This window comes from Thermodesulfomicrobium thermophilum DSM 16697 (genome assembly GCF_059568695.1).
The window spans coordinates 18,256-36,044 of the sequence record NZ_JCANTW010000013.1 but is presented as its reverse complement, the minus strand read 5'-3'; the positions used below and the strand labels follow the sequence as shown (position 1 = coordinate 36,044).

General features: G+C 66.7%; 14 protein-coding genes, 1 tRNA gene, 1 other RNA gene and 1 pseudogene. 10 read left to right on the top strand and 7 right to left on the bottom strand.

The window, feature by feature from the left end; translation table 11 throughout:
* Nucleotides 1-69: 69 nt before the first annotated feature.
* Genes BR00_RS05945 through BR00_RS05905 form a run of 9 tightly spaced genes read left to right on the top strand, consistent with a single transcriptional unit; the run spans nt 70 to nt 9,656 of the window.
* Complete coding sequence (locus tag BR00_RS05945; protein WP_496476675.1) at nt 70-1,134, top strand: protein-glutamate methylesterase/protein-glutamine glutaminase; 1,065 nt, start codon at nt 70-72, stop codon at nt 1,132-1,134.
* Complete coding sequence (locus BR00_RS05940) at nt 1,127-3,076, top strand: HEAT repeat domain-containing protein (RefSeq protein ID WP_496476674.1); 1,950 nt, start codon at nt 1,127-1,129, stop codon at nt 3,074-3,076. The genes BR00_RS05945 and BR00_RS05940 overlap by 8 nt, the downstream gene beginning before the upstream one ends.
* Nucleotides 3,073-3,954, top strand: a complete 882-nt coding sequence (locus tag BR00_RS05935; protein WP_496476673.1) for a CheR family methyltransferase — start codon at nt 3,073-3,075, stop codon at nt 3,952-3,954. Before BR00_RS05940 ends, BR00_RS05935 begins: the two co-directional genes overlap by 4 nt.
* Nucleotides 3,951-4,337 carry a PilZ domain-containing protein gene (locus BR00_RS05930; RefSeq protein WP_496476672.1) on the top strand — a complete coding sequence of 129 codons (387 nt, stop codon included), beginning with the start codon at nt 3,951-3,953 and terminating at the stop codon, nt 4,335-4,337. The genes BR00_RS05935 and BR00_RS05930 overlap by 4 nt, the downstream gene beginning before the upstream one ends.
* The gene (locus tag BR00_RS05925) at nt 4,334-5,113 is read left to right on the top strand and encodes a ParA family protein (protein ID WP_496476671.1); all 780 of its coding nucleotides are present in this window, start codon (nt 4,334-4,336) and stop codon (nt 5,111-5,113) included. The genes BR00_RS05930 and BR00_RS05925 overlap by 4 nt, the downstream gene beginning before the upstream one ends.
* Nucleotides 5,110-5,838, top strand: a complete 729-nt coding sequence (locus BR00_RS05920; RefSeq protein ID WP_496476670.1) for a chemotaxis protein CheW — start codon at nt 5,110-5,112, stop codon at nt 5,836-5,838. Before BR00_RS05925 ends, BR00_RS05920 begins: the two co-directional genes overlap by 4 nt.
* Before the next feature lie 9 nt (nt 5,839-5,847).
* Complete coding sequence (locus BR00_RS05915; protein WP_496476669.1) at nt 5,848-6,219, top strand: response regulator; 372 nt, start codon at nt 5,848-5,850, stop codon at nt 6,217-6,219.
* A 9-nt stretch (nt 6,220-6,228) separates the two neighbouring features.
* Nucleotides 6,229-8,751: a chemotaxis protein CheA gene (locus tag BR00_RS05910; protein ID WP_496476668.1), complete on the top strand. Its 2,523-nt coding sequence runs from the start codon at nt 6,229-6,231 to the stop codon at nt 8,749-8,751.
* Entirely contained in the window at nt 8,751-9,656 is a 906-nt protein-coding gene (locus BR00_RS05905) for a pseudouridine synthase (RefSeq protein ID WP_496476667.1), read from the top strand. The genes BR00_RS05910 and BR00_RS05905 overlap by 1 nt, the downstream gene beginning before the upstream one ends.
* A gap of 32 nt (nt 9,657-9,688) precedes the next feature.
* Here the strand turns inward: BR00_RS05905 and ffs are convergent.
* The 7 genes and pseudogenes from ffs to BR00_RS05870 form a co-directional block, all read right to left on the bottom strand.
* An RNA gene (gene ffs, locus BR00_RS05900) (signal recognition particle sRNA small type) lies at nt 9,689-9,785 on the bottom strand.
* A gap of 53 nt (nt 9,786-9,838) precedes the next feature.
* A tRNA-Ser gene (locus tag BR00_RS05895) sits at nt 9,839-9,929 on the bottom strand.
* Nucleotides 9,930-9,945: 16 nt separating this feature from the next.
* A complete protein-coding gene (locus BR00_RS05890; RefSeq protein WP_496476666.1) occupies nt 9,946-11,004 on the bottom strand; it encodes a protein-tyrosine phosphatase family protein in 1,059 nt (352 codons plus the stop codon).
* 4 nt (nt 11,005-11,008) lie between these two features.
* Nucleotides 11,009-13,408: a PEP/pyruvate-binding domain-containing protein gene (locus tag BR00_RS05885; RefSeq protein ID WP_496476665.1), complete on the bottom strand. Its 2,400-nt coding sequence runs from the start codon at nt 13,406-13,408 to the stop codon at nt 11,009-11,011.
* 27 nt (nt 13,409-13,435) lie between these two features.
* Nucleotides 13,436-14,836 carry a TRAP transporter large permease gene (locus BR00_RS05880; RefSeq protein WP_496476664.1) on the bottom strand — a complete coding sequence of 467 codons (1,401 nt, stop codon included), beginning with the start codon at nt 14,834-14,836 and terminating at the stop codon, nt 13,436-13,438.
* The gene (locus BR00_RS05875) at nt 14,833-15,393 is read right to left on the bottom strand and encodes a TRAP transporter small permease (protein WP_496476663.1); all 561 of its coding nucleotides are present in this window, start codon (nt 15,391-15,393) and stop codon (nt 14,833-14,835) included. Before BR00_RS05875 ends, BR00_RS05880 begins: the two co-directional genes overlap by 4 nt.
* Nucleotides 15,394-15,403: 10 nt before the next feature.
* A pseudogene (locus tag BR00_RS05870) lies at nt 15,404-16,336 on the bottom strand (TRAP transporter substrate-binding protein).
* Between the two features lie 210 nt (nt 16,337-16,546).
* Here BR00_RS05870 and BR00_RS05865 point away from each other — a divergent pair.
* Nucleotides 16,547-17,782 (top strand): BaiN/RdsA family NAD(P)/FAD-dependent oxidoreductase, encoded by a 1,236-nt coding sequence (locus tag BR00_RS05865; protein WP_496476662.1) that lies wholly within the window; start codon nt 16,547-16,549, stop codon nt 17,780-17,782.
* Nucleotides 17,783-17,789 lie beyond the last annotated feature (7 nt).

Sequence of the window (17,789 nt, the reverse complement as noted above, 5' to 3'; positions counted from 1 at the left end):
CGGGGATGGGCTTTTGGTTATCATACCCACGGCCGATGACGCACGTCACCAACAACCCAAGGAGCCTGCATGATCCGCGTGCTGGTGGTGGATGACTCCGCCTTTATGCGCAAGGCCCTGGCCACCATGCTGGCCGGTGATCCGGAAATCGAGGTGGTCGGCACCGCCCGCAACGGCGAGGAGGCCGTGGAGTTGGTGCGGCACCTGGACCCGGACGTGGTCACCATGGACGTGGACATGCCGGTCATGGACGGCATCTCCGCCGTGCGCCGCATCATGGCCGAGACCCCCCGCCCCATTCTCATGGTGAGCTCGCTCACCCGCGAAGGGGCCGAGGAGACCCTGGCCGCCATGGAGGCCGGGGCCGTGGACTTCATCCCCAAGGCCCTATCGCGGGTGAGCCTCGAGATCGTGCACATCGAGGCCGAGCTGCGCGCCAAGGTCAAGGCCGTGGCCCGGCGGCGCGCCCCCAAAGTTTCTGCCGCGCCGCGCCCCGCCCCGGCGCCCGGCATTGGGCCCAAAGGCGTGGAACTCATCGCCATCGGCGTCTCCACCGGCGGCCCGCCGGCGGTGCAACGCATCCTTGCGGCCCTGCCCGCCCACTTCCCGGTGCCCATCCTCATCGCCCAGCACATGCCCCGGGCCTTTACCGGCCCCTTTGCCCAGCGTCTGGACGCCACCAGCGCCATTACGGTGCGCGAGGCGGAAGACGGCATGCCCCTTGCCCCGGGGTTGGTGCTCGTAGGCCCCGGAGGGCTGCATCTGCGGGTGCGGCGCCAGGGGCTGCGACTCCATGCCGAAGTGGGCCAAGAGCCTCAAGACGCCCTCTACAAGCCCTCGGCCACCGAGCTCATCGCCTCGGTGGCGCGCACCTGTGCCGGCCGCGCCGCGGCCCTCATCATGACCGGCATGGGCAGCGACGGCCTGGAAGGCGCCCGGCGGCTCAAGGCCGCAGGCGGGGTGGTGCTTGCGCAGAGCGAAGCCACGTGCACGGTATACGGCATGCCCAAGGCCGTAGTGGACGCCGGCCTCACCGATGCGGTAGTGGATCTCGACGCCATTGCCGCAACATTGATCCAGCTTGCGGACACCCCGCGCCGCGAGCCCTACCAAGGACGGAACGCTCATGGCTGATATCCTCTCCCTCCTGCAGAGTCCGCACATCGAAGCGCAACGCGAAGGGGCCTTCCTGGCCGCAGAAGCCCGAATGGAGGAAGCCATCCCCCTGCTGGTGCAGCTACTCCACTCCCCGAGTCCCGGGGTGCAGGAGGCGGTGGACATGGCCTTGCGCCATCTCGGCGGCCGCGTCACGGTGGAAGCCCTGCTGCCGTTGCTGCGGGAAAACGATCCCGTGCCCCGCAACCTAGCCATGGACCTCTTGCGCTCCCTGGCAGGGCCGCACCAGGACGCGCTGCTGCCGCTGCTCACCGATCCCGACCCGGACGTGCGCATCTTTACCGCCGATATCCTCGGCGCGTGCGGCGATGCCACGGCCGTGCCGCCGCTGTGCGACGCCCTGCTCCACGACCCGGACGTCAACGTGCGCTATCAGGCGGCCGTGAGCCTGGGGGAACTGGGCTACCCGGAGGCGGCCTCGGCCCTCAACCGCGCCCTGGGGGACGACGAATGGGTGCGCTTTGCCGTCATCGAGGCGCTTATGAAGATCGGCCACGAATCCTCCATCCAGGCCTTGGCCGGCGCCCTGAAAGACAGTTCGGAGCTCGTGGCCTCCATGATCGTGGACGCCCTGGCGGCCATGGGCAACCGCAAGGCCGCCCCCTTGCTTTTGGCCCGCATGCACGACGCCCCGGATGCCTTGCGCAACAAGATGGTCCGGGCCGTGGTGCGCCTTTTGGGTCCCAAGGCCCTCTCCTGGCTGCCGGAAGCGGAGCGGGCGAGTTTTGGCAGGTATCTGCGCATCGCCCTGGACGACGAAGACCCAGACATCCAAGACGCCGCCATGCACGGCCTCGGGGCCATTGGCAACGGCGAGGCGGCCGGGCGCATGCTCGCCCTGGCGGCAACCATAAACCCGGACCAGGACCCGGAGCGCCTAGAAAAGGCCATCGAGGCCATCGCCTCCTTGAGCCACACCAGCGCCCCCGCCCTGGAGGCCGCTCTGGACGCCGCCCTGCACGCCACAGACGACGAGGCCCTGGCAACCGTGGCCGTGGCAGTGAGCGACCGCCTCGGCACCCCGGAAGCGGCCCTGCGCCTGGCCGAGGTCTTTCCCCTGCACGGCCGGGACATGCAGCGCCGCATGAGCGCGGTCATGGCCCGCCATGGGGACCAACGCCTCCACGACAGGTTTCGCGAGATCCTCGCTACGGCCACGGACGGCACGGTACTCAAAAACGCCCTGGCGTTCCTGGGCACGACGCTGCGATGCCGTCACTGCGCCCCGGAGATCCTCGATTTTCTGCAGCACCCGTACAACGACGTCAAAGAAGCCGCCCTGGAGGCCGCGGTGGCCATCGGCGGACCTGAGGTGGAGGCCCACTTTTTGGAAATGGCCCACTCCCCGGCCCCCCTGGAGCGGTTTCTCGCAGCCGCTGCCTTGGGTCGCCTGGGGGCCGAACGCTTTGTCCACGAGCTCGTGCAGCTTTTGCACGATCCGGTGGAAGACGTGCGGCGTCTGGCCTTGGAAGCCCTGGTGCCGGCAGCGCAAGGTGACGCGTCCATCCACGCCGCCCTGCTTTCCCTCGTCCACGACCCCAGTGCCCCAGTGCGCCTCGCCCTGGCAGAGGCCGCAGCCCACCTGGCCAAGACCGACCCGGCCTGGGAAGACCACGTGGCCACCCTCCTCGAGGACCCCGACGACTGGGTACGGGTGCGGGCCATGGAGACCTTGGCCGAGCGCCGTGCCACCCGCTTTGCCCCGCGCCTCATCCCCATGGTGCAAAGCGACAACACCCTGCTGGCCATCAAGGCTGTGGAAACCCTCGGCCACATGGGCGGGCACGCGGCCTTCCACGCCCTGCTCGCCGCCCTCGCCAACCCCAACCCAGACATCCAGGCCGCGGCCGAGCGGGCCCTGGACGCCCTCGATACTGCATCCGGGGAGATGCGGCCATGAGTTCGCTCTTCTCCAAGACCATCACCCTAGAGCGGGAAACTCGCATCGACGACGAGGCCTTCCGCAATCTCCGTGACTTCATCTATGAGCAAAGCGGCATCTATATTGGAGAAAACCGCAAATATCTCCTGGAAAACCGCCTCGCCAACCGCCTGCGGGAGCTCAATCTCAAAAATTTCAACGAGTATTACTATTTTCTCAAGTTCGATCCGGACCGCAAGCAAGAACTCACCAAGCTCTTCGAGGTCATTACAACCAACGAAACGAGCTTCTTTCGCAATCCACCGCAAATCGATGTATTCCAAAAAAACGTTCTTCCCGAGATTATCGAGTCCCAAAAAAGCACGCGTTCCATCCATATATGGTCTGCAGGGTGTTCCACTGGAGAAGAGCCCTACACATTAGCCATTGTCTGCCATGAAGTGCTTGGAAATAGCATTGGATCGTGGGATATTCGCATCACGGCCAACGATCTCTCCGAGGCGGTACTGCATACCGCTCGGCGCGGCATCTATTCCGAATACAGCCTGCGCACCACGCCGCCTGGAATCATTGCCAGATACTTCCACAACGAAGGCGGCGGCCGCTTTCGGATCAACGAGGAGGTGCAGCGCCTGGTGCACTTTGGCCAGATCAACCTGAGCGACCGCCTGCAGGTGCGCCGGGTGGAACGCAGCCACGTGGTCTTCTGCCGCAATGTCATCATCTACTTCGACGACGACATGAAACGGCGGGTACTCGCGGGGTTCTACGACAATCTCCTGCCGGGCGGGTACCTCTTTTTGGGGCATTCGGAATCGGTGCACAACCTCTCCCGCGCCTTCCGGCCGGTACAGCATCCCGGCTGTATCATCTACCGCAAGGAGCCCAGCGCATGAAGGAGCGACGGAGGACACCTCGGCTGGCCAAGGCCTACCGTTTGCGGCTGCGGGAAGTGGCCTTCCCGCCTGCGGCCTGGACGGACGCCACGTGCCGGGATGTCTCTGCCACCGGGCTTGCCGTGGAATGCGGCCTCCCCCTTGCCCCTGGGGCCCTGGTGGAAGTGCGGCTCGTGGTGCCGCGCCTCAACCTCTACCATCCAGGATTTTTCAAGGCCCTGGAAAACGCCGCCCACCAGGAGCTGCGTGCCGTGGGCCGCGTGGCGCGGGCAGAGCGGCAGGGCTGGCAGGCGCTCCTCGGCATCCAGTTTACCGACCTGGACCAGGACGACCGCCGCGCCTGGGAGCGACTCCTCGCCCGCCTCCTGGGGGGGCAGCCATGAAGACCATTGCCGTGGCCAACCAAAAAGGCGGGGTGGGGAAGACCACCACGGCCGTCTCCCTGGCGGCGAGCTTCGAGCGTCTGGGCAAGCGCGTACTGCTCATCGACCTCGACCCCCATGCCTGCGCCTCCATCCACCTCTCCCACTATCCCGGCACGCTCACCGGCTCCGCCCTGGACCTCTTTGCCCCCCAGCCCGACGCCGCCGCCTGGCCCAAGGCCGTAAGTCCGCGCCGGGACTTCGGCTTCGCCCTGGTACCTGCGGTGAGCGCCCTGTCCGACCTGGAGCAATCCTTGCGGGACATCCCGGAAAAAGGCGGCATCCTCGCCCGGCGCCTGGCCGCCATCCCCGAACCCTTCGATGTGGCCATCGTAGACTGCCCGCCGCACCTGGGCGTGCTGCTCGTCAACGCCCTGGCCGCGGCCCATCTGGTGCTCGTCCCCGTGCAAACGGATTTCCTCGCCCTGCATGGGCTCTCGCTGCTCTTCCACACCGTGCGCACCCTGGAGCGGGGCCTGCGCCGCCGCATCCCGGTGCGGGTGCTCGCCACCCTGTACGACCGCCGAGCCGGCGCCTGCCGCCGGGTCTTGGAGCTCATGGGACGCAAGTTGGGCCCCCGCGTCTGCCGCACGGTCATCAGCATGGACACCAAATTTCGTGAAGCCAGCGCCCAGGGTAAACCCATCCTCCATACCGCCCCCACCAGCCGAGGCGCCCAGGAGTACCTGGCGCTGGCGCAAGAGATTCTCACCCAGTACCTGCCGGAGGCCGCATGACCCAGGTCGTCAGCCCGGAAGCCTATTTCCAGGACCTCCCCCTGGATTTGCCGGCGGCCGGAGAGCTCACCCCGGAAGAGGTCCTGTTTTTACGCCAGTACGCCGGCTTGTGCGTGGAGCAAGACGCCCCCCCACGCCCCTGCGCCGCGCGCACCGAAACCCCACCAGCACCCCCGGCCACGCCGCCCGCGCCCCAGCCCGAGGCCCCGGCGCCCGCGCCGGCCGCGCCGCATCCACCCAAGGCCATGCCAAAGCAGGAGGCCGTCCAAGGCGCCCCCGCCCCAGCGGCGGACAGCCGCTTGCGGTTGGTGGGCTTTCGCGTGTGCGGTGAAGAATACTTCCTGCCCGTGGCCGAGGTCCAGGAAGTGGTGCCCTTCGTAGCCCCCACCCGTCTTCCTGCGGCCCCCAAGGCCGTGGCCGGGATCACCCAGCTGCGCGGCCGGGTCACGCCCTTGGTGCGCCTTGCGGAGCTCCTGGAGATCCCCATGCGTGCCGAAGACCAGGAGCGCTTCATCGTCCTGTGCCGCGGCGAAGGGCTGCAGCTCGGTCTCGTGGTGCACGGGCTGTGCGCCATGGAGCAGGTGCGCCACGGCGAGGTGGAATGGAACGTGGAAGCCCGACTGGGCGAAGGCAACCGGCTCTTGGCCGGGATCATCCCCCGTCAGGGCCGCCTCATCGGCATTCTTTCCGTGGCCGCCATCGTGCGCGCCGTTCTCCAACCTTGAGGAGTTCTCATGGCCAAGCACATTCTCATCGTGGACGACTCCAAAACCGTACGCAACCTCGTGGCGTTCATCCTCAAGAAAGAAGGATTCAAGGTCACCGCCGCGGAAGACGGCATCGACGGCCTGGAAAAACTCTACAGCGCCAAGCAACCCGTGGATCTGCTCATCTCCGACGTCAACATGCCGCGCATGGACGGCCTGACCTTCATCCGCACCGTGCGTGAGCAGGAGGCCTACCGGGACCTGCCCATCATCGTGCTCTCCACGGAAGGCCAGGAGCAGGACATCCAATCCGGCCTGCGGCTGGGGGCCAACATGTATATGGTCAAGCCCGCCCAACCGGAAAAACTCATGCGCAACGTCAAGATGCTCTTGGGCTAGGAGGAGACTATGGCCGCGCCCATGGACGACGTGTTTGGCGACTTCATCGTCGAAGCCCGGGAGCACCTGGAGACCATCGAACCCGCCCTGCTGGAACTGGAGCGCGATCCCCAAAACCGCGCTCTCCTCGATGCCATCTTCCGGCCCATGCACTCCCTCAAAGGCGCTTCGGGATTTTTGGGACTCACCCGCATGAACCAGTTGGCGCACAAGGGGGAAAACGTCCTCGACGCCCTGCGCAAGGGCGAATGCCACCTGCGGCCCGAGACCATGGACCTCATTCTCAAGACCACCGACGCCCTGCGCGCCATGCTCGATGCCCTGGAGACCACGGGTGCGGAAGGCGACCTGGACATCGCCCCCATCATGGCCGAGCTGGACCGCGTCCTGGCCCAAGACTGCTCCTGCGAGCTCCCGCCGCCGGCCCCCACGGCACAGAGTTACAACCTTGCCATCGTCAATGAAGAGCACCTGGGGGATTTTCTCGAGGAAGCGGCGGAGATCACGGGCAATCTCTCCCGCGGCCTGGTGGAGCTGGAATCCAATCCCGAAAACACCGAGCTCATCCACGACCTCTTCCGCGCCTTCCACAACCTCAAGGGCAACGCCGGCATCATCGGGTACGTGGAGATGAACGAGCTGGCCCACGAGGCGGAGACACTCCTTGGCCGAGCGCGCAAGGGCGAATGCGCCGTATCCCGCCCCATGATCGATGCGCTGCTCGCCGCGGTGGACGCCCTCGAGGCGCTTATCGCCGCCATCGAGCCCACCGGCCGCGTCACTGCGCCCGACATCACCCCGGCGCTCTCCGCCGTACGCGCCCTCACGGCAAGCGCCCCGACCGCCTGTGTCGAACCGCCTGCCCCCCCGACGGCAGCGCCCGCCGGCCGCGACGCCGAAGACCTGGAAGTCTTCGAAGGCACGGTGCGCCAGCAGCTGGCCACCATCTTCGCGGCCCTGGAGGGACTGCGCACGGACGCCGCCCAGCGGGATCTGGTGGACGCCATCTACCGCTCGCTCACCAGCCTGCACAACGCCTGCGCCTACATGGACTTGGAGGAGCTGCGCGTCTACGCCCAGCGCACGGCCCAATTGGTGGGCAAGGCCCGGGACGAAGGCATCGACTTTTCCGTGATGCTCGACCTCCTCGCCCAGGAGGCCGGCATCCTGGAAAGCATGGTGGAGTCGGCCCTTGCAGGCCTCAAGGCCCCCCGGGCCGCAGACCAGCCCGCCCCAGCGCCAGAGGCACCCCCCACTGCCCCAACGCCCCAAGAGTCCTCCAGGCCCACACCTGACCCCACCCCGACGCCAGCCCCCGCCGCCCCGGCCGCGGAGCGCCGCGGCACGAACACCATCCGCGTGGAGCACGCCAAGCTCGACCACCTCATGAACCTCATCGGCGAGCTCATCATCAACCGCAACCGTTTCGCCATGCTGGCCCGGGACCTGGCTGCCGGCGGCGACCCCCACGAAGTGGCCCAACACCTTCAAGAGACCACCGACGCCATGACGCGCATCTCCGACGACCTGCAAGACACCATCATGCACGTGCGCATGCTGCCGGTGCATACGGTGTTCTCCAAATTCCCACGCCTCATCCGCGACCTTTCGCGCAAGTCCGGCAAGCAGGTGGAGCTCATCACCGAAGGGGAAGAGACCGAGCTCGACAAGAGTGTGGTGGAAGTCATCGGCGACCCCTTGGTGCATATCCTGCGCAACGCCGTGGACCACGGGCTGGAACCCCCGGAGGAACGGCGACGCCAGGGCAAGCCGGAAACCGGCCGGGTGTGGGTGCGCGCCGCCCACAAAGGCAACGCCGTGGTCATCGAGGTGGAAGACGACGGCCGGGGCATCGACCCGGACATCATGCGCCAAAAAGGGGTGGAAAAGGGCCTCATCACCCCGGAGCAGGCCCGAAACATGGACGACGCCGCGGCCCGGGAGCTCATCTTCGCCCCAGGGTTTTCCACCGCCGCGCAGGTGACGGACATCTCCGGCCGGGGCGTGGGCATGGACGTGGTGCGCACCAACATCAAGGAGCTCAAAGGCTCGGTGCAGGTGACCTCCGAGGTGGGCAAGGGCACACGCTTCACCCTGTCGCTTCCCCTCACCCTGGCCATCATCGACGCCCTCTTGGTGCGGGTCTCCGGACATATCTTCGCCATCCCCCTGGACGCCGTCTCCGAGACCACCAAGATCCCCAAGGAGAGCATCTCACGGGTCAACCGCCGGGACGCCGTCACCTTGCGCGGCGAAGTGGTGGCTTTGGTGCACTTGGCGGACATCCTCGGTCTGCCCACGGCACCACGCCCCGACAAAACCCTGCCCACGGTGCTCATCGCGGTCCAGGACCGGCGCCTGGGGTTGGTGGTGGACGAGCTCCTGCTGCGTCAGGATGTGGTGATCAAGGCCCTCGGTGACTACCTTGGGGATATCCCCGGCATTTCCGGGGCCACCATCCTGGGGGACGGCCGGGTGATCCTCATCCTCGATCCCCACGAGATCTTCCGCATGGCCATGCGGCAGGCGTGATGGCGGCCTTTCGCTTCCCCGGCCCCGCCCCTGCCCGCCTGGACGTGGTCCTGGGGCGCATGTGCCCCCTTGGCCGCCGCGGGCGGCAACAGCTCATCGAGGCCGGACGCGTGCTGGTGGATGGCAGACCTGGCCGCAAAGGGGCGCTCGTGCAGCCGGGGCAATGGGTGACCATCACCGACGACAACGCCGCATCGCCGGGTGTGTCCATGCCTGCGGCCCGGCTGCTCGCGCAAACGGACGCCTTTGCCGCCCTGGCCAAGCCCGCGGGCATGCCGAGCGTGCGCGGCGCATCCCCAGGAAGCCTGGAAGAGGCCCTGCCGCTTTTGGGGCTTTCCGGCTGGCAACTCCTCAACCGCCTGGACACCCCGACCTCAGGGGTCGTGCTCGCTGCAGCCACCCCTGCGGCGGCAGCGCAATACCACGCGTGGCAAGAGGAAGGGCGGGTGCGCAAATGGTATCTGGCCGTGGTGCACGGGCACTGCACCCAAGCGCGGACGTGCACCGCCCGCATCGACGACGCCCGCCGGCGTCGGGTCCGGGTGCTGCCGGAGCCCGATCCCTCGCTCCTGCGCCACACCCATATCTGGCCCCTCTGCCACGAGGCCGATTCCACGCTGGTATTGGTGCGCATCCTCAAGGGCCGGCGGCACCATATCCGCGCCCACCTTGCCGCCTGTGGACATCCCATCGTGGGCGACGGCCGCTATGGCACGGAGCGCACGGAAGGCGGCCTTTTCCTCCACCACGCCGCCCTCGTGTTCCCTGAGTTCACAGTACGCACGCCCCCTGACTGGCCGCAGTGGCAGTCGCTTGCCCGCACTGTTCCCGTCCACCGCCTGCCTGCGGACTTCTTTCCCCTGTGGCCCATCGAGGATCCGTCGCCAGCCGCGTCCGAGCCATGAGCACAAAAAAAGGCAGGAACGAAAATTCGCTCCTGCCAGGGAAGCCGGGTACCCGGCCTGGGTCACTACCGCTGCTTCCTCTCGGATCTCACGGGGTTCATGATCAGTACCGCCACCCGGCTTCCCTCGTCACCATACTCTGTCACCGGATGGAGTTCCCTTGTTGGAAAAAAGGAAAGATCTGGCGGAGAGGAGAGGATTCGAACCTCCGGTGCCCTTTCGAGCACACACGCTCTCCAGGCGTGCGCCTTAAACCATCTCGGCCACCTCTCCGCGTGGAAGAGGGCCATTAGAAAATGGCGGCACCTTTGGCAAGCTTTTTTTCCACCATGGCGGCAAACACCATCTGCACCCACCTGCCGGACACCACCTGGGCAAAGGAAAAGCGCGGCAGCACGGAAATGGGGGCCCCATCCGTGACCACGGCCCAGGTCTGCCGGTCCAAGTCCTCCAAGGCCGGGGCCAGGGTTTCCTCCCAGAGCCGGGCAGCGCCGTGGGCATCGAGCCCCCAAAGGCGGCAGGCCAGCGGCCGGCCCCGAGGGATGCGGCAGCGGCCGGAAGCCAAAAGCGGGCACAGCGCGCCCACGCCCATCAGGCAGGAACCCGGCGCCTGCGTGCGGCGGACGCGGTCTTCACGCCGTACGTTGGCCACGGCACGCAGCCTGATGGTGCGCCGCGTTGCGCTGGGCAGGTGCGCATCCACATACTGAGCCAAGGCCGCGGCCGCGGCAAGGCTCAAATCTCCGGGACGATGGCAGCAGCGCTCATGGTGGACGCCGCATTGGGGAAGACCGGCGACGGCCTGGTCGGCAAGGGCAAGGAGGCGTTCATAGCCAGCGAACACCGAAGCGAGGTCCAGAGAGGACGGGAAGGTCAGCGACGGGGTCTCCGTCCTCAGGCTCGGATTCTGGCGGCCATAGCGCCGCACCGCCCGCCACTGGGCAAAGTTGGTGGGCTTGGAGCGCAGCGGCCGCAAGGCCCACCAGGCGCGGCGATGCCCGAGCCCGCGGCGCAGAAAATAGGCGTTGAGCACCGTGCCCGTGCGACCGATGCCAAAACGGCAATGGATGAGCACCTTTTTGCCGAGATAGAGGGCCTCATCGAGCCAGGCCAGGGCGGCGTCCAAGGCGTCCAGATCCGGCGCGTCTTCGTCGGGGATGGGCAGATAATACACCTCAAAGCCCGCCTGCCGCTGCAGGTCCGGAAGCTCCGGAAATTCGGCGCAGAGATTGAGCAGCGCGCTGATCCCCGCCTCGCGCAGCAACTGGAAATACGCCGGAGTCATGGGGGCCGGGCCCACGGCCAATCGGTCCGTCACCCAGGTGATAGGTCCGTGCGTTTGGGACATGGCGCTACTCCGTGTGCGCCAGAAACCGGCGTACCGCTTCGGTGACATCATCGGCGGAACGCAGGGCCGCATCCTGCAGACGCAGCGCCGCCACCAACCGCCCCACCAACCGGCAGGCCGCGAGCGTCGCAGCGGCGGACGCGCGGGCCAGTACCGCCTCCAGGCGCTCGGCGCGCACGCTCACGGTAAACCCAGACGCTTCCAGCACCTGCCGCACCCACTCCTGGCGCAGACCCTGCCCCAAGGCCGCGCCACCGCCGCCTTCCAGGCTGAGGCGCACGTAATTGGCCTCCACCCGCGGCGAGGCCAGGGCGTCCACGCGGGAGAAATGGTAACCCAGCCGCAGGCCCAGATGGGCAAAGTCCGCGTCCACCAGGGCAAAACTCCCGAGGGTCCGGCTCTCCCGGCCGACGATACCCCCGGAAATCCGATCGAGCTCCGCCCAATCGGCGTGAAACACCCCACCACCCCAGTGGCGCGCACCGGCAAGCAACCCGTCGAGCACGGCACGCAGAGGCGTGGAGTGCACCTGCGCCAGCTCCACCGGGCCACGGCCCGGGGCCGCGAGCCCCGCACCCAAATCCAGCACGTACAGGGCAAAAGGCGCATCCACGCGCAAGCGCCGGGCGCGGCCAAGGCCGCGGCCGCGGCGATCCGCCACATGGAGCATGGCCCGCACCGCGCCTTCGTGCGCCAGGCGCACCACGTCGTGCACGCTCTGACAGGCCGCAGGCACAAAGTCCGGGGCCGCGGGGTCCAGACGGGTAAGACGCACCGTCCGCGCCGCCACCGCCTCCCAACGCGCAGGCGACCAGGCGCTCTCCTCCGCAGGCGGTGCAGCGCCGGCCACGCACCCCTCCCAAATGCAGCCTCGGTCGCCGTCCACGGTCACCACCATTCCTTGAGGCAGCGCCTCCGGAGCAATTCCCACCACCACGGGGATCCCCCGCTCCCGGGCCACCGTGGCCAGATGGCTGGCCCGGGAGCCGTGCTCCGCCACGATGGCGCCGATGCGGTCCATGAAGGCGGACAAGGCCGGGGCCAGGCTCACCACCGCCACCACCGCACCGGAAGGGATCTGCTGGTACTGGGGGCCGCTATAGGCCCGAAACACCGGGCCACAGGCCATTCCCGGGGCCGCGCGGTCCAAATCCACGGCCAAAAGCGGCGCATCCGGAGGTGGTGCTTCGGCGCACGACGCCTGCCCGGGCACCCGAAGCGGCCGGGCCTGCAGGAGTACCAAGCCCTGCGGGCCCAAGGCCCACTCCACGTCGAGAGGGGTTTTCCACTGGGCTTCCACCCAGAGCCCCATGCGGGCCAAATCGCCAAGCACATCCGCGTCAAGCCCCGTGGCGTCGCTATCCCGAAACAACACCGGCCTCGGGGGATGGGAGCGGGAAAACACGAAAAGCGACGGCCGCACCTGACCGTCCATGAGTCGCGCCCCAAGGCCGCGCACCGCGTGCACCGTCAGCACCGGCGCCTCCCCATGATGGTCCTGGGTATAGAGCACGCCGCTGACCGCGGCCGGCACCAGGGGCAGAATGAGCACCGCCATGGCGGTCTCCATATCCAGAAGGCCCTGGCGCATGCGGTAGATGACCGCCCGAGGGCAGTACTTGCCGGCATACACCCGTTTGATGGCCATCAAGAGGTCCTCCACCGGCACCCCGATCTCGCTGGCGTACTGGCCCGCAAAGGAATCCGTGCCGTCTTCGGCAAGGGCGCTGGAGCGCACGGCAAGCACGTCGGCCCCCAGACCCCGCACGGCCTCCACCACGGCGGCTTCCACCGCATCCGGGAGGTCCGCCGCCAAAATGGCCTCCTGAATGGCGGCGCAGGCGCGGATCACCGCCTCGGGGTCGTGCACGCGCGCCACGCGCAAATGCCGCGCAATGACCGTATCCAGGCCCGAGGCGGTCAGAAAACGCCCAAAGGCCTGGGCTGTGAGCACCACACCCGGGGGGACCGACGCGCCCAAGGACAACAGCCGGGAAAGCCCCACCGCCTTGCCGCCGCAGCGCTGCGGAAAACGGTGGGCCTCGGAGAGGGAGAGCACATACGGCGGGTCCTGAGGCCACGGGGAGGGCGGTGGAAGCGCGCCCGCAATGCGGAAGAGGGCATCCACGAGGCCCCGGGAAAGCGGCGTATCCAAGGGGGCAAGGGCTCGGACGAGTTCCCGGGCGCGGGACACACTTTCGCGCGCCAACCACAGGATCCGCGCTGCATCGGCCGGGTCGGCGCCCGTCAGGTGCTCGTGGAGCGCACCCAAGCACTCGAGGGTATGGGCATCACGGTCCAGCACCCGCCGAAAGGCGGCGTAGCGCTGGGCAAGGGTCTGCCTGGGGCGGAAGGTCTCGCGAACCCACCGCCCCAAGGCATGGAATCGAGGCTCGATCGCCATGGGGCCTCCGCATCGTCCCGCTTCCGCCTACCGATATCCCTGAATGGAGTCGATGAGTTCCGGCAAAAAGAGGGAGACGGACGGCACATAGGTGATGAACACCAAAAAGGCCAGCAGCACCAAAAGCCACGGCACAGCGGCGCGCACCACCCAGGCGAGATCCCTGCCGGTGATGCCGGCAGTGACGAAGAGGTTGAGGCCCACCGGCGGGGTGATCATGCCGATTTCCATGTTCACCACGCAGACAACGCCCAAATGGATGGGGTCGATGCCCAGTTTGCGGGCGATGGGGAAGAGGATGGGGATCATGATCATGGTGATGGCCGAAGGCTCCATGAAGTTGCCTGCCACCAGAAGCAGGATATTGACCACGATGAGAAACCCCCACGCCGGGAGCCCCCAGCCCACGATGGTCTCGGCGATGGTGTGGGGGATGCGTTCCGTGGTGAGCACATGGGCAAAGAGCATGGCGTTGCCGATGATGAAAAGCAGCATGACGCTCACCTTGGCGGCGTCGAGCACCACATGACGCACCTCGGGGTGCATGACGGAGCGCGGCGCGGCCCGCAAGACGTCCCGCACAAAGCGCAGGCCCGCCTGCAGCGCGCTCTCCCCCGCAGCGCGCAGCGGGACCCGGTGCAGCGGGCCCATGTCCCGATACACGAACACCGCCACAAAATAGGCGTACACCGCGGAGATGGCCGCCGCCTCCGTGGGGCTGCACACGCCGCCGTAGATGGTGCCGAGCACGATGACAATGAGCATCAGCCCACCAGACGCCGCCAGCCCCGAGCGGACGATCTGCCGCACTCCCGCCCACGGCAGGGAGGGCAGGCCCTTGACGCGCGCCACCACGTAGATGGCGGCCATGAGGGCAAGGCCCAAGAGGATCCCGGGGATGAAGCCGGCCATGAACAGCCGCGCCGCGGATTCCTGGGTGGCGGCGGCATACACCAGCATGACGATGGACGGCGGGATGAGGATCCCCAGGGTGCCGGCATTGGCGATGACACCTGCGGCAAAGCTCTCGGGATACCCCGCCCGCACCATGCCCCCGATGACGATGGAACCGATGGCGGCCACCGTGGCCGGCGACGACCCCGACACCGCGGCAAAGATCATGCAGGCCAAGACCCCGGCCATGGCCAGGCCGCCGCGCACGTGGCCCACGCAATCCAAGGCGAAACGGATGATACGCCGGGCCACGCCACCGGTGGTGAGAAATTGCGACGACAGGATGAAAAAGGGGATGGCGAGGAGGGTGTAATGCTCGGAAACGCTCTCCAACAGCTTGAGGGCGATGGAGGCAAGCGAATCGTTGGAAAAAAATAAAATGGTGGCGATACTGGAAAGCCCCAGGGCAAAGGCGATGGGCATGCCCGTGGCAATGAACAGGAAAAGCAGGGAGAAAAGACACAGAGAAGTCATTCGTCATCCCCCTCCAGTCCCGCGGGTTTTTCCTCGTGCGCCAAATAAACGCTCTCCTTGGCCTCGTCCAAGAGCTGGAACCCCTCGGCCTCGCCACGCACCAGGGCCGCCAAAAGTCCCACAAGGCGCAATGCCAAAAGTCCCATGCCGATGAGGATGATGCTGCTGGCCACCCATTTGGGGATCGGAAGATCTTCCAGATACACATTCACGCGCATGAGCTTGGCGATATACGCCCAGCCGCCCACGAGAAAAAGGCCGCAGTACGCCAAGCACAAAACCACCGCCACCACGCTGACCATGCGCCGCGCCTTGGGGGGGAGGATCTTCACCAGCGCATCCACGCCGATATGGGAGCCCACCTTGATGCCGTAGGAGACGCCAAAGAGCACCATCCACCCCGAAAGCAGCAGGGTAAGCTCCTGGGCCCAAGCGATGCCTTGATGCAGCACAAACCGAAAGACGACCTCGACGAAGACCAAAAGGGTCATGGACGCCAGGAGGAGGGAAATGATCCCCTCCTCCAGCGCCGCAAACACATTGCGGATACGAGCCAAGACGCCCCCCTTACTCGTTGCTGGCAATGGCGGCATCGAGGTTTTCCTTGCCCACGGCGCTCTCGAACTGCTTCCACACGGGCTTCATGGCCTCCACCCACTGGGCGCGCTCGGCCTCGGTGAGGGTGATGATCTCGCTGCGCTTGGACTCGATGATCTTCTGTTTATCTTCCTGATCCTTGGCTGCCGCCACCTGGTTGCCATACTCGATGGCCTCGGCCAGGGCCTTTTCCAGCTCCGCGCGGATGTCCGCCGGCAGGCCGTCCCAAAACTCCACCGAAGAGATCACCAGTTAGTCCAGGATCCCGTGGTTGGTCTCGGTGATGTACGGCTGCACCTCATAGAACTTCTTGGAATAGATGTTGGACCAGGTGTTTTCCTGGCCATCGATGGCATTGGTCTGCAGCAGGGTGAAGACCTCGGAGAAAGGCTTCTTGATGGGGATGGCGCCTACGGCTTCGTACTGGGCGGCCAAGACGTCCGAAGTCATGATGCGGAACTTCTTGCCCTTGACGTCCGCAGGCACCCGGATGGGATGGTTGGCCGAGATCTGCTTGAGGCCGTTATGGAGATACCCCAGACCGATGATGCCTTTGTCCTTCATGGAATTGAGCAACGCCTGGCCACGGGGCCCGCGCTGGAAGGTGTCGATGGCCTTCATGTCCTTGAACAGGAAAGGCAGATCGTAAATCTGCAAAAGGGGCGTGTACTTCTGGAACTTGGACAAGGCAGGGGCCAGCAGCTGCACATCGCCCAGAAGCAGGGCCTCCAATTCCTTGCCGTCACCAAAGAGCTGCGAGTTGGGATAGACCTCCACCACCACCTTGCCGGCCAGGCGCTGGTCCACCAATTCTTTGAACTTCAGGGCCATCTTGCCTTTGGGGGTGTCCTCGGCCACCACGTGGGAAAACTTGATCACAATGGGCGCGGACAGGGCCGGCATGGCCAAAACCAACACCAGGGCCAATGCAAGCATCCATCCAAAAATCTTTTTCATGCCACAAACCTCCCAGGTAAATGGTTACGGTGGCCTTTGCCTATCGAGTTTGCCTCGCTTTGGGCAATGCCGCTCACCGAAAAAAAAAGCCGTTCAGCGGAACAGTGGACGGCGTACGCCTTGCTCTACCTCCCGGTCAGGACTAGCGCTTTTTCCATGCACCACGTCACCGTCATCGGCGCCGGCCCCGCCGGACTCATGGCCGCCTTGGCTGCGGCGCAGCGCGGCTGCCAGGTCGTGCTTCTGGAGTCCATGGACCGGCCCGGCCGCAAGCTCGCCCTCACCGGCCATGGCCGCGGCAACGTCAGCCACCAGATGGAGACCGAAGCCCTGCTCGCCGCCTTTGGCCCGGCCGCGGCCTTTCTCAAGCCTGCCTTCTATAGCCTTCCCCTTGCCCGGCTCACCGCCGTGCTGGAAACCGTGGGGGTGCGGCTCACCACCGAGGCGGACGGCCGGATCTTTCCCGCCAGCGTTGGCGCACGCGAGCTCGCCCAAATCCTCACCGCCGCGGCCTGCGCCCACGGGGTGGAGCTGCGCTGCCAGACCCGCGTCACGGAGCTTTGTCCCGAGGGCGACCATTGGCGCGTCCGCTGCGCCCACAGCGCCCCCATCGCAAGCCGCGCCGTCATCCTCACCACCGGTGGCATGTCGTATCCTGCCACGGGCTCGCGCGGCGACGGCTTCCGCCTGGCCGAAACCCTGGGGCACCGCATCGAGCCGCTGCATCCGGGTCTCGTGGGACTGCACTGCCCCGGGACCCAACCGGCGCAAGGCAGCTCCGCCCTGGCGGAGGTCACGGTGCTCGCCGCCGGCCGCAGCCTCGGACGCACCACCGGGCCGGTGCTCTTCACCCACAGCGGCGTTTCCGGACCGGCGGTGCTCGACATGAGCAAACACGCCACCAAGGCCCTGCAGGCAGGAAATTCCCCCGCCGTTCGCCTCAACCTCGCCCCCGGCATGGACGCCGCCGCCATGGACCGCCGCCTGCACGAAGCCATCCGGAACTCCCCGCGCCGAAGCCTCGTCCGGCTGCTGGAAACCTGGGCGCCCCCCAAGCTGGCGCGCTTCATCGTACATTTTTGCCGCCTGGACGAAAAAACTCCCATCGCCCACCTGTCGGCCTCGGCCCGCCGCGGCCTCTCCCAGGCCGTAACCGGGCTCACGCTTCCCGTCACCGGCCACGACGGCTGGAAACGGGCCATGATCACCTGCGGCGGAGTGGCGCGCAGCGACATCACCGCCCGCACCCTCATGTCCCGCCGCGTCCCAGGCCTCTTTTTCGCCGGCGAGATCCTGGATATGGACGGCCCCACCGGCGGATTCAACCTCCACGCCGCCTTTGCCACAGGCTGGCATGCAGGACTCCATGCCGCCGCCATGATTCGGAGCTGAAGGAGCC

Excerpts from the sequence above, each read along its gene's own strand:
- BR00_RS05905 (WP_496476667.1), top strand. The coding sequence starts at position 8,751 with ATGGCGGCCTTTCGCTTCCCCGGCCCCGCCCCTGCCCGCCTGGACGTG.
- BR00_RS05880 (WP_496476664.1), bottom strand. The coding sequence starts at position 14,836 with ATGACTTCTCTGTGTCTTTTCTCCCTGCTTTTCCTGTTCATTGCCACG.
- BR00_RS05935 (WP_496476673.1), top strand. The coding sequence starts at position 3,073 with ATGAGTTCGCTCTTCTCCAAGACCATCACCCTAGAGCGGGAAACTCGC.
- BR00_RS05925 (WP_496476671.1), top strand. The coding sequence starts at position 4,334 with ATGAAGACCATTGCCGTGGCCAACCAAAAAGGCGGGGTGGGGAAGACC.
- BR00_RS05920 (WP_496476670.1), top strand. The coding sequence starts at position 5,110 with ATGACCCAGGTCGTCAGCCCGGAAGCCTATTTCCAGGACCTCCCCCTG.
- BR00_RS05915 (WP_496476669.1), top strand. The coding sequence starts at position 5,848 with ATGGCCAAGCACATTCTCATCGTGGACGACTCCAAAACCGTACGCAAC.
- BR00_RS05890 (WP_496476666.1), bottom strand. The coding sequence starts at position 11,004 with ATGTCCCAAACGCACGGACCTATCACCTGGGTGACGGACCGATTGGCC.
- BR00_RS05945 (WP_496476675.1), top strand. The coding sequence starts at position 70 with ATGATCCGCGTGCTGGTGGTGGATGACTCCGCCTTTATGCGCAAGGCC.
- BR00_RS05910 (WP_496476668.1), top strand. The coding sequence starts at position 6,229 with ATGGCCGCGCCCATGGACGACGTGTTTGGCGACTTCATCGTCGAAGCC.
- BR00_RS05930 (WP_496476672.1), top strand. The coding sequence starts at position 3,951 with ATGAAGGAGCGACGGAGGACACCTCGGCTGGCCAAGGCCTACCGTTTG.
- BR00_RS05940 (WP_496476674.1), top strand. The coding sequence starts at position 1,127 with ATGGCTGATATCCTCTCCCTCCTGCAGAGTCCGCACATCGAAGCGCAA.
- BR00_RS05885 (WP_496476665.1), bottom strand. The coding sequence starts at position 13,408 with ATGGCGATCGAGCCTCGATTCCATGCCTTGGGGCGGTGGGTTCGCGAG.
- BR00_RS05865 (WP_496476662.1), top strand. The coding sequence starts at position 16,547 with ATGCACCACGTCACCGTCATCGGCGCCGGCCCCGCCGGACTCATGGCC.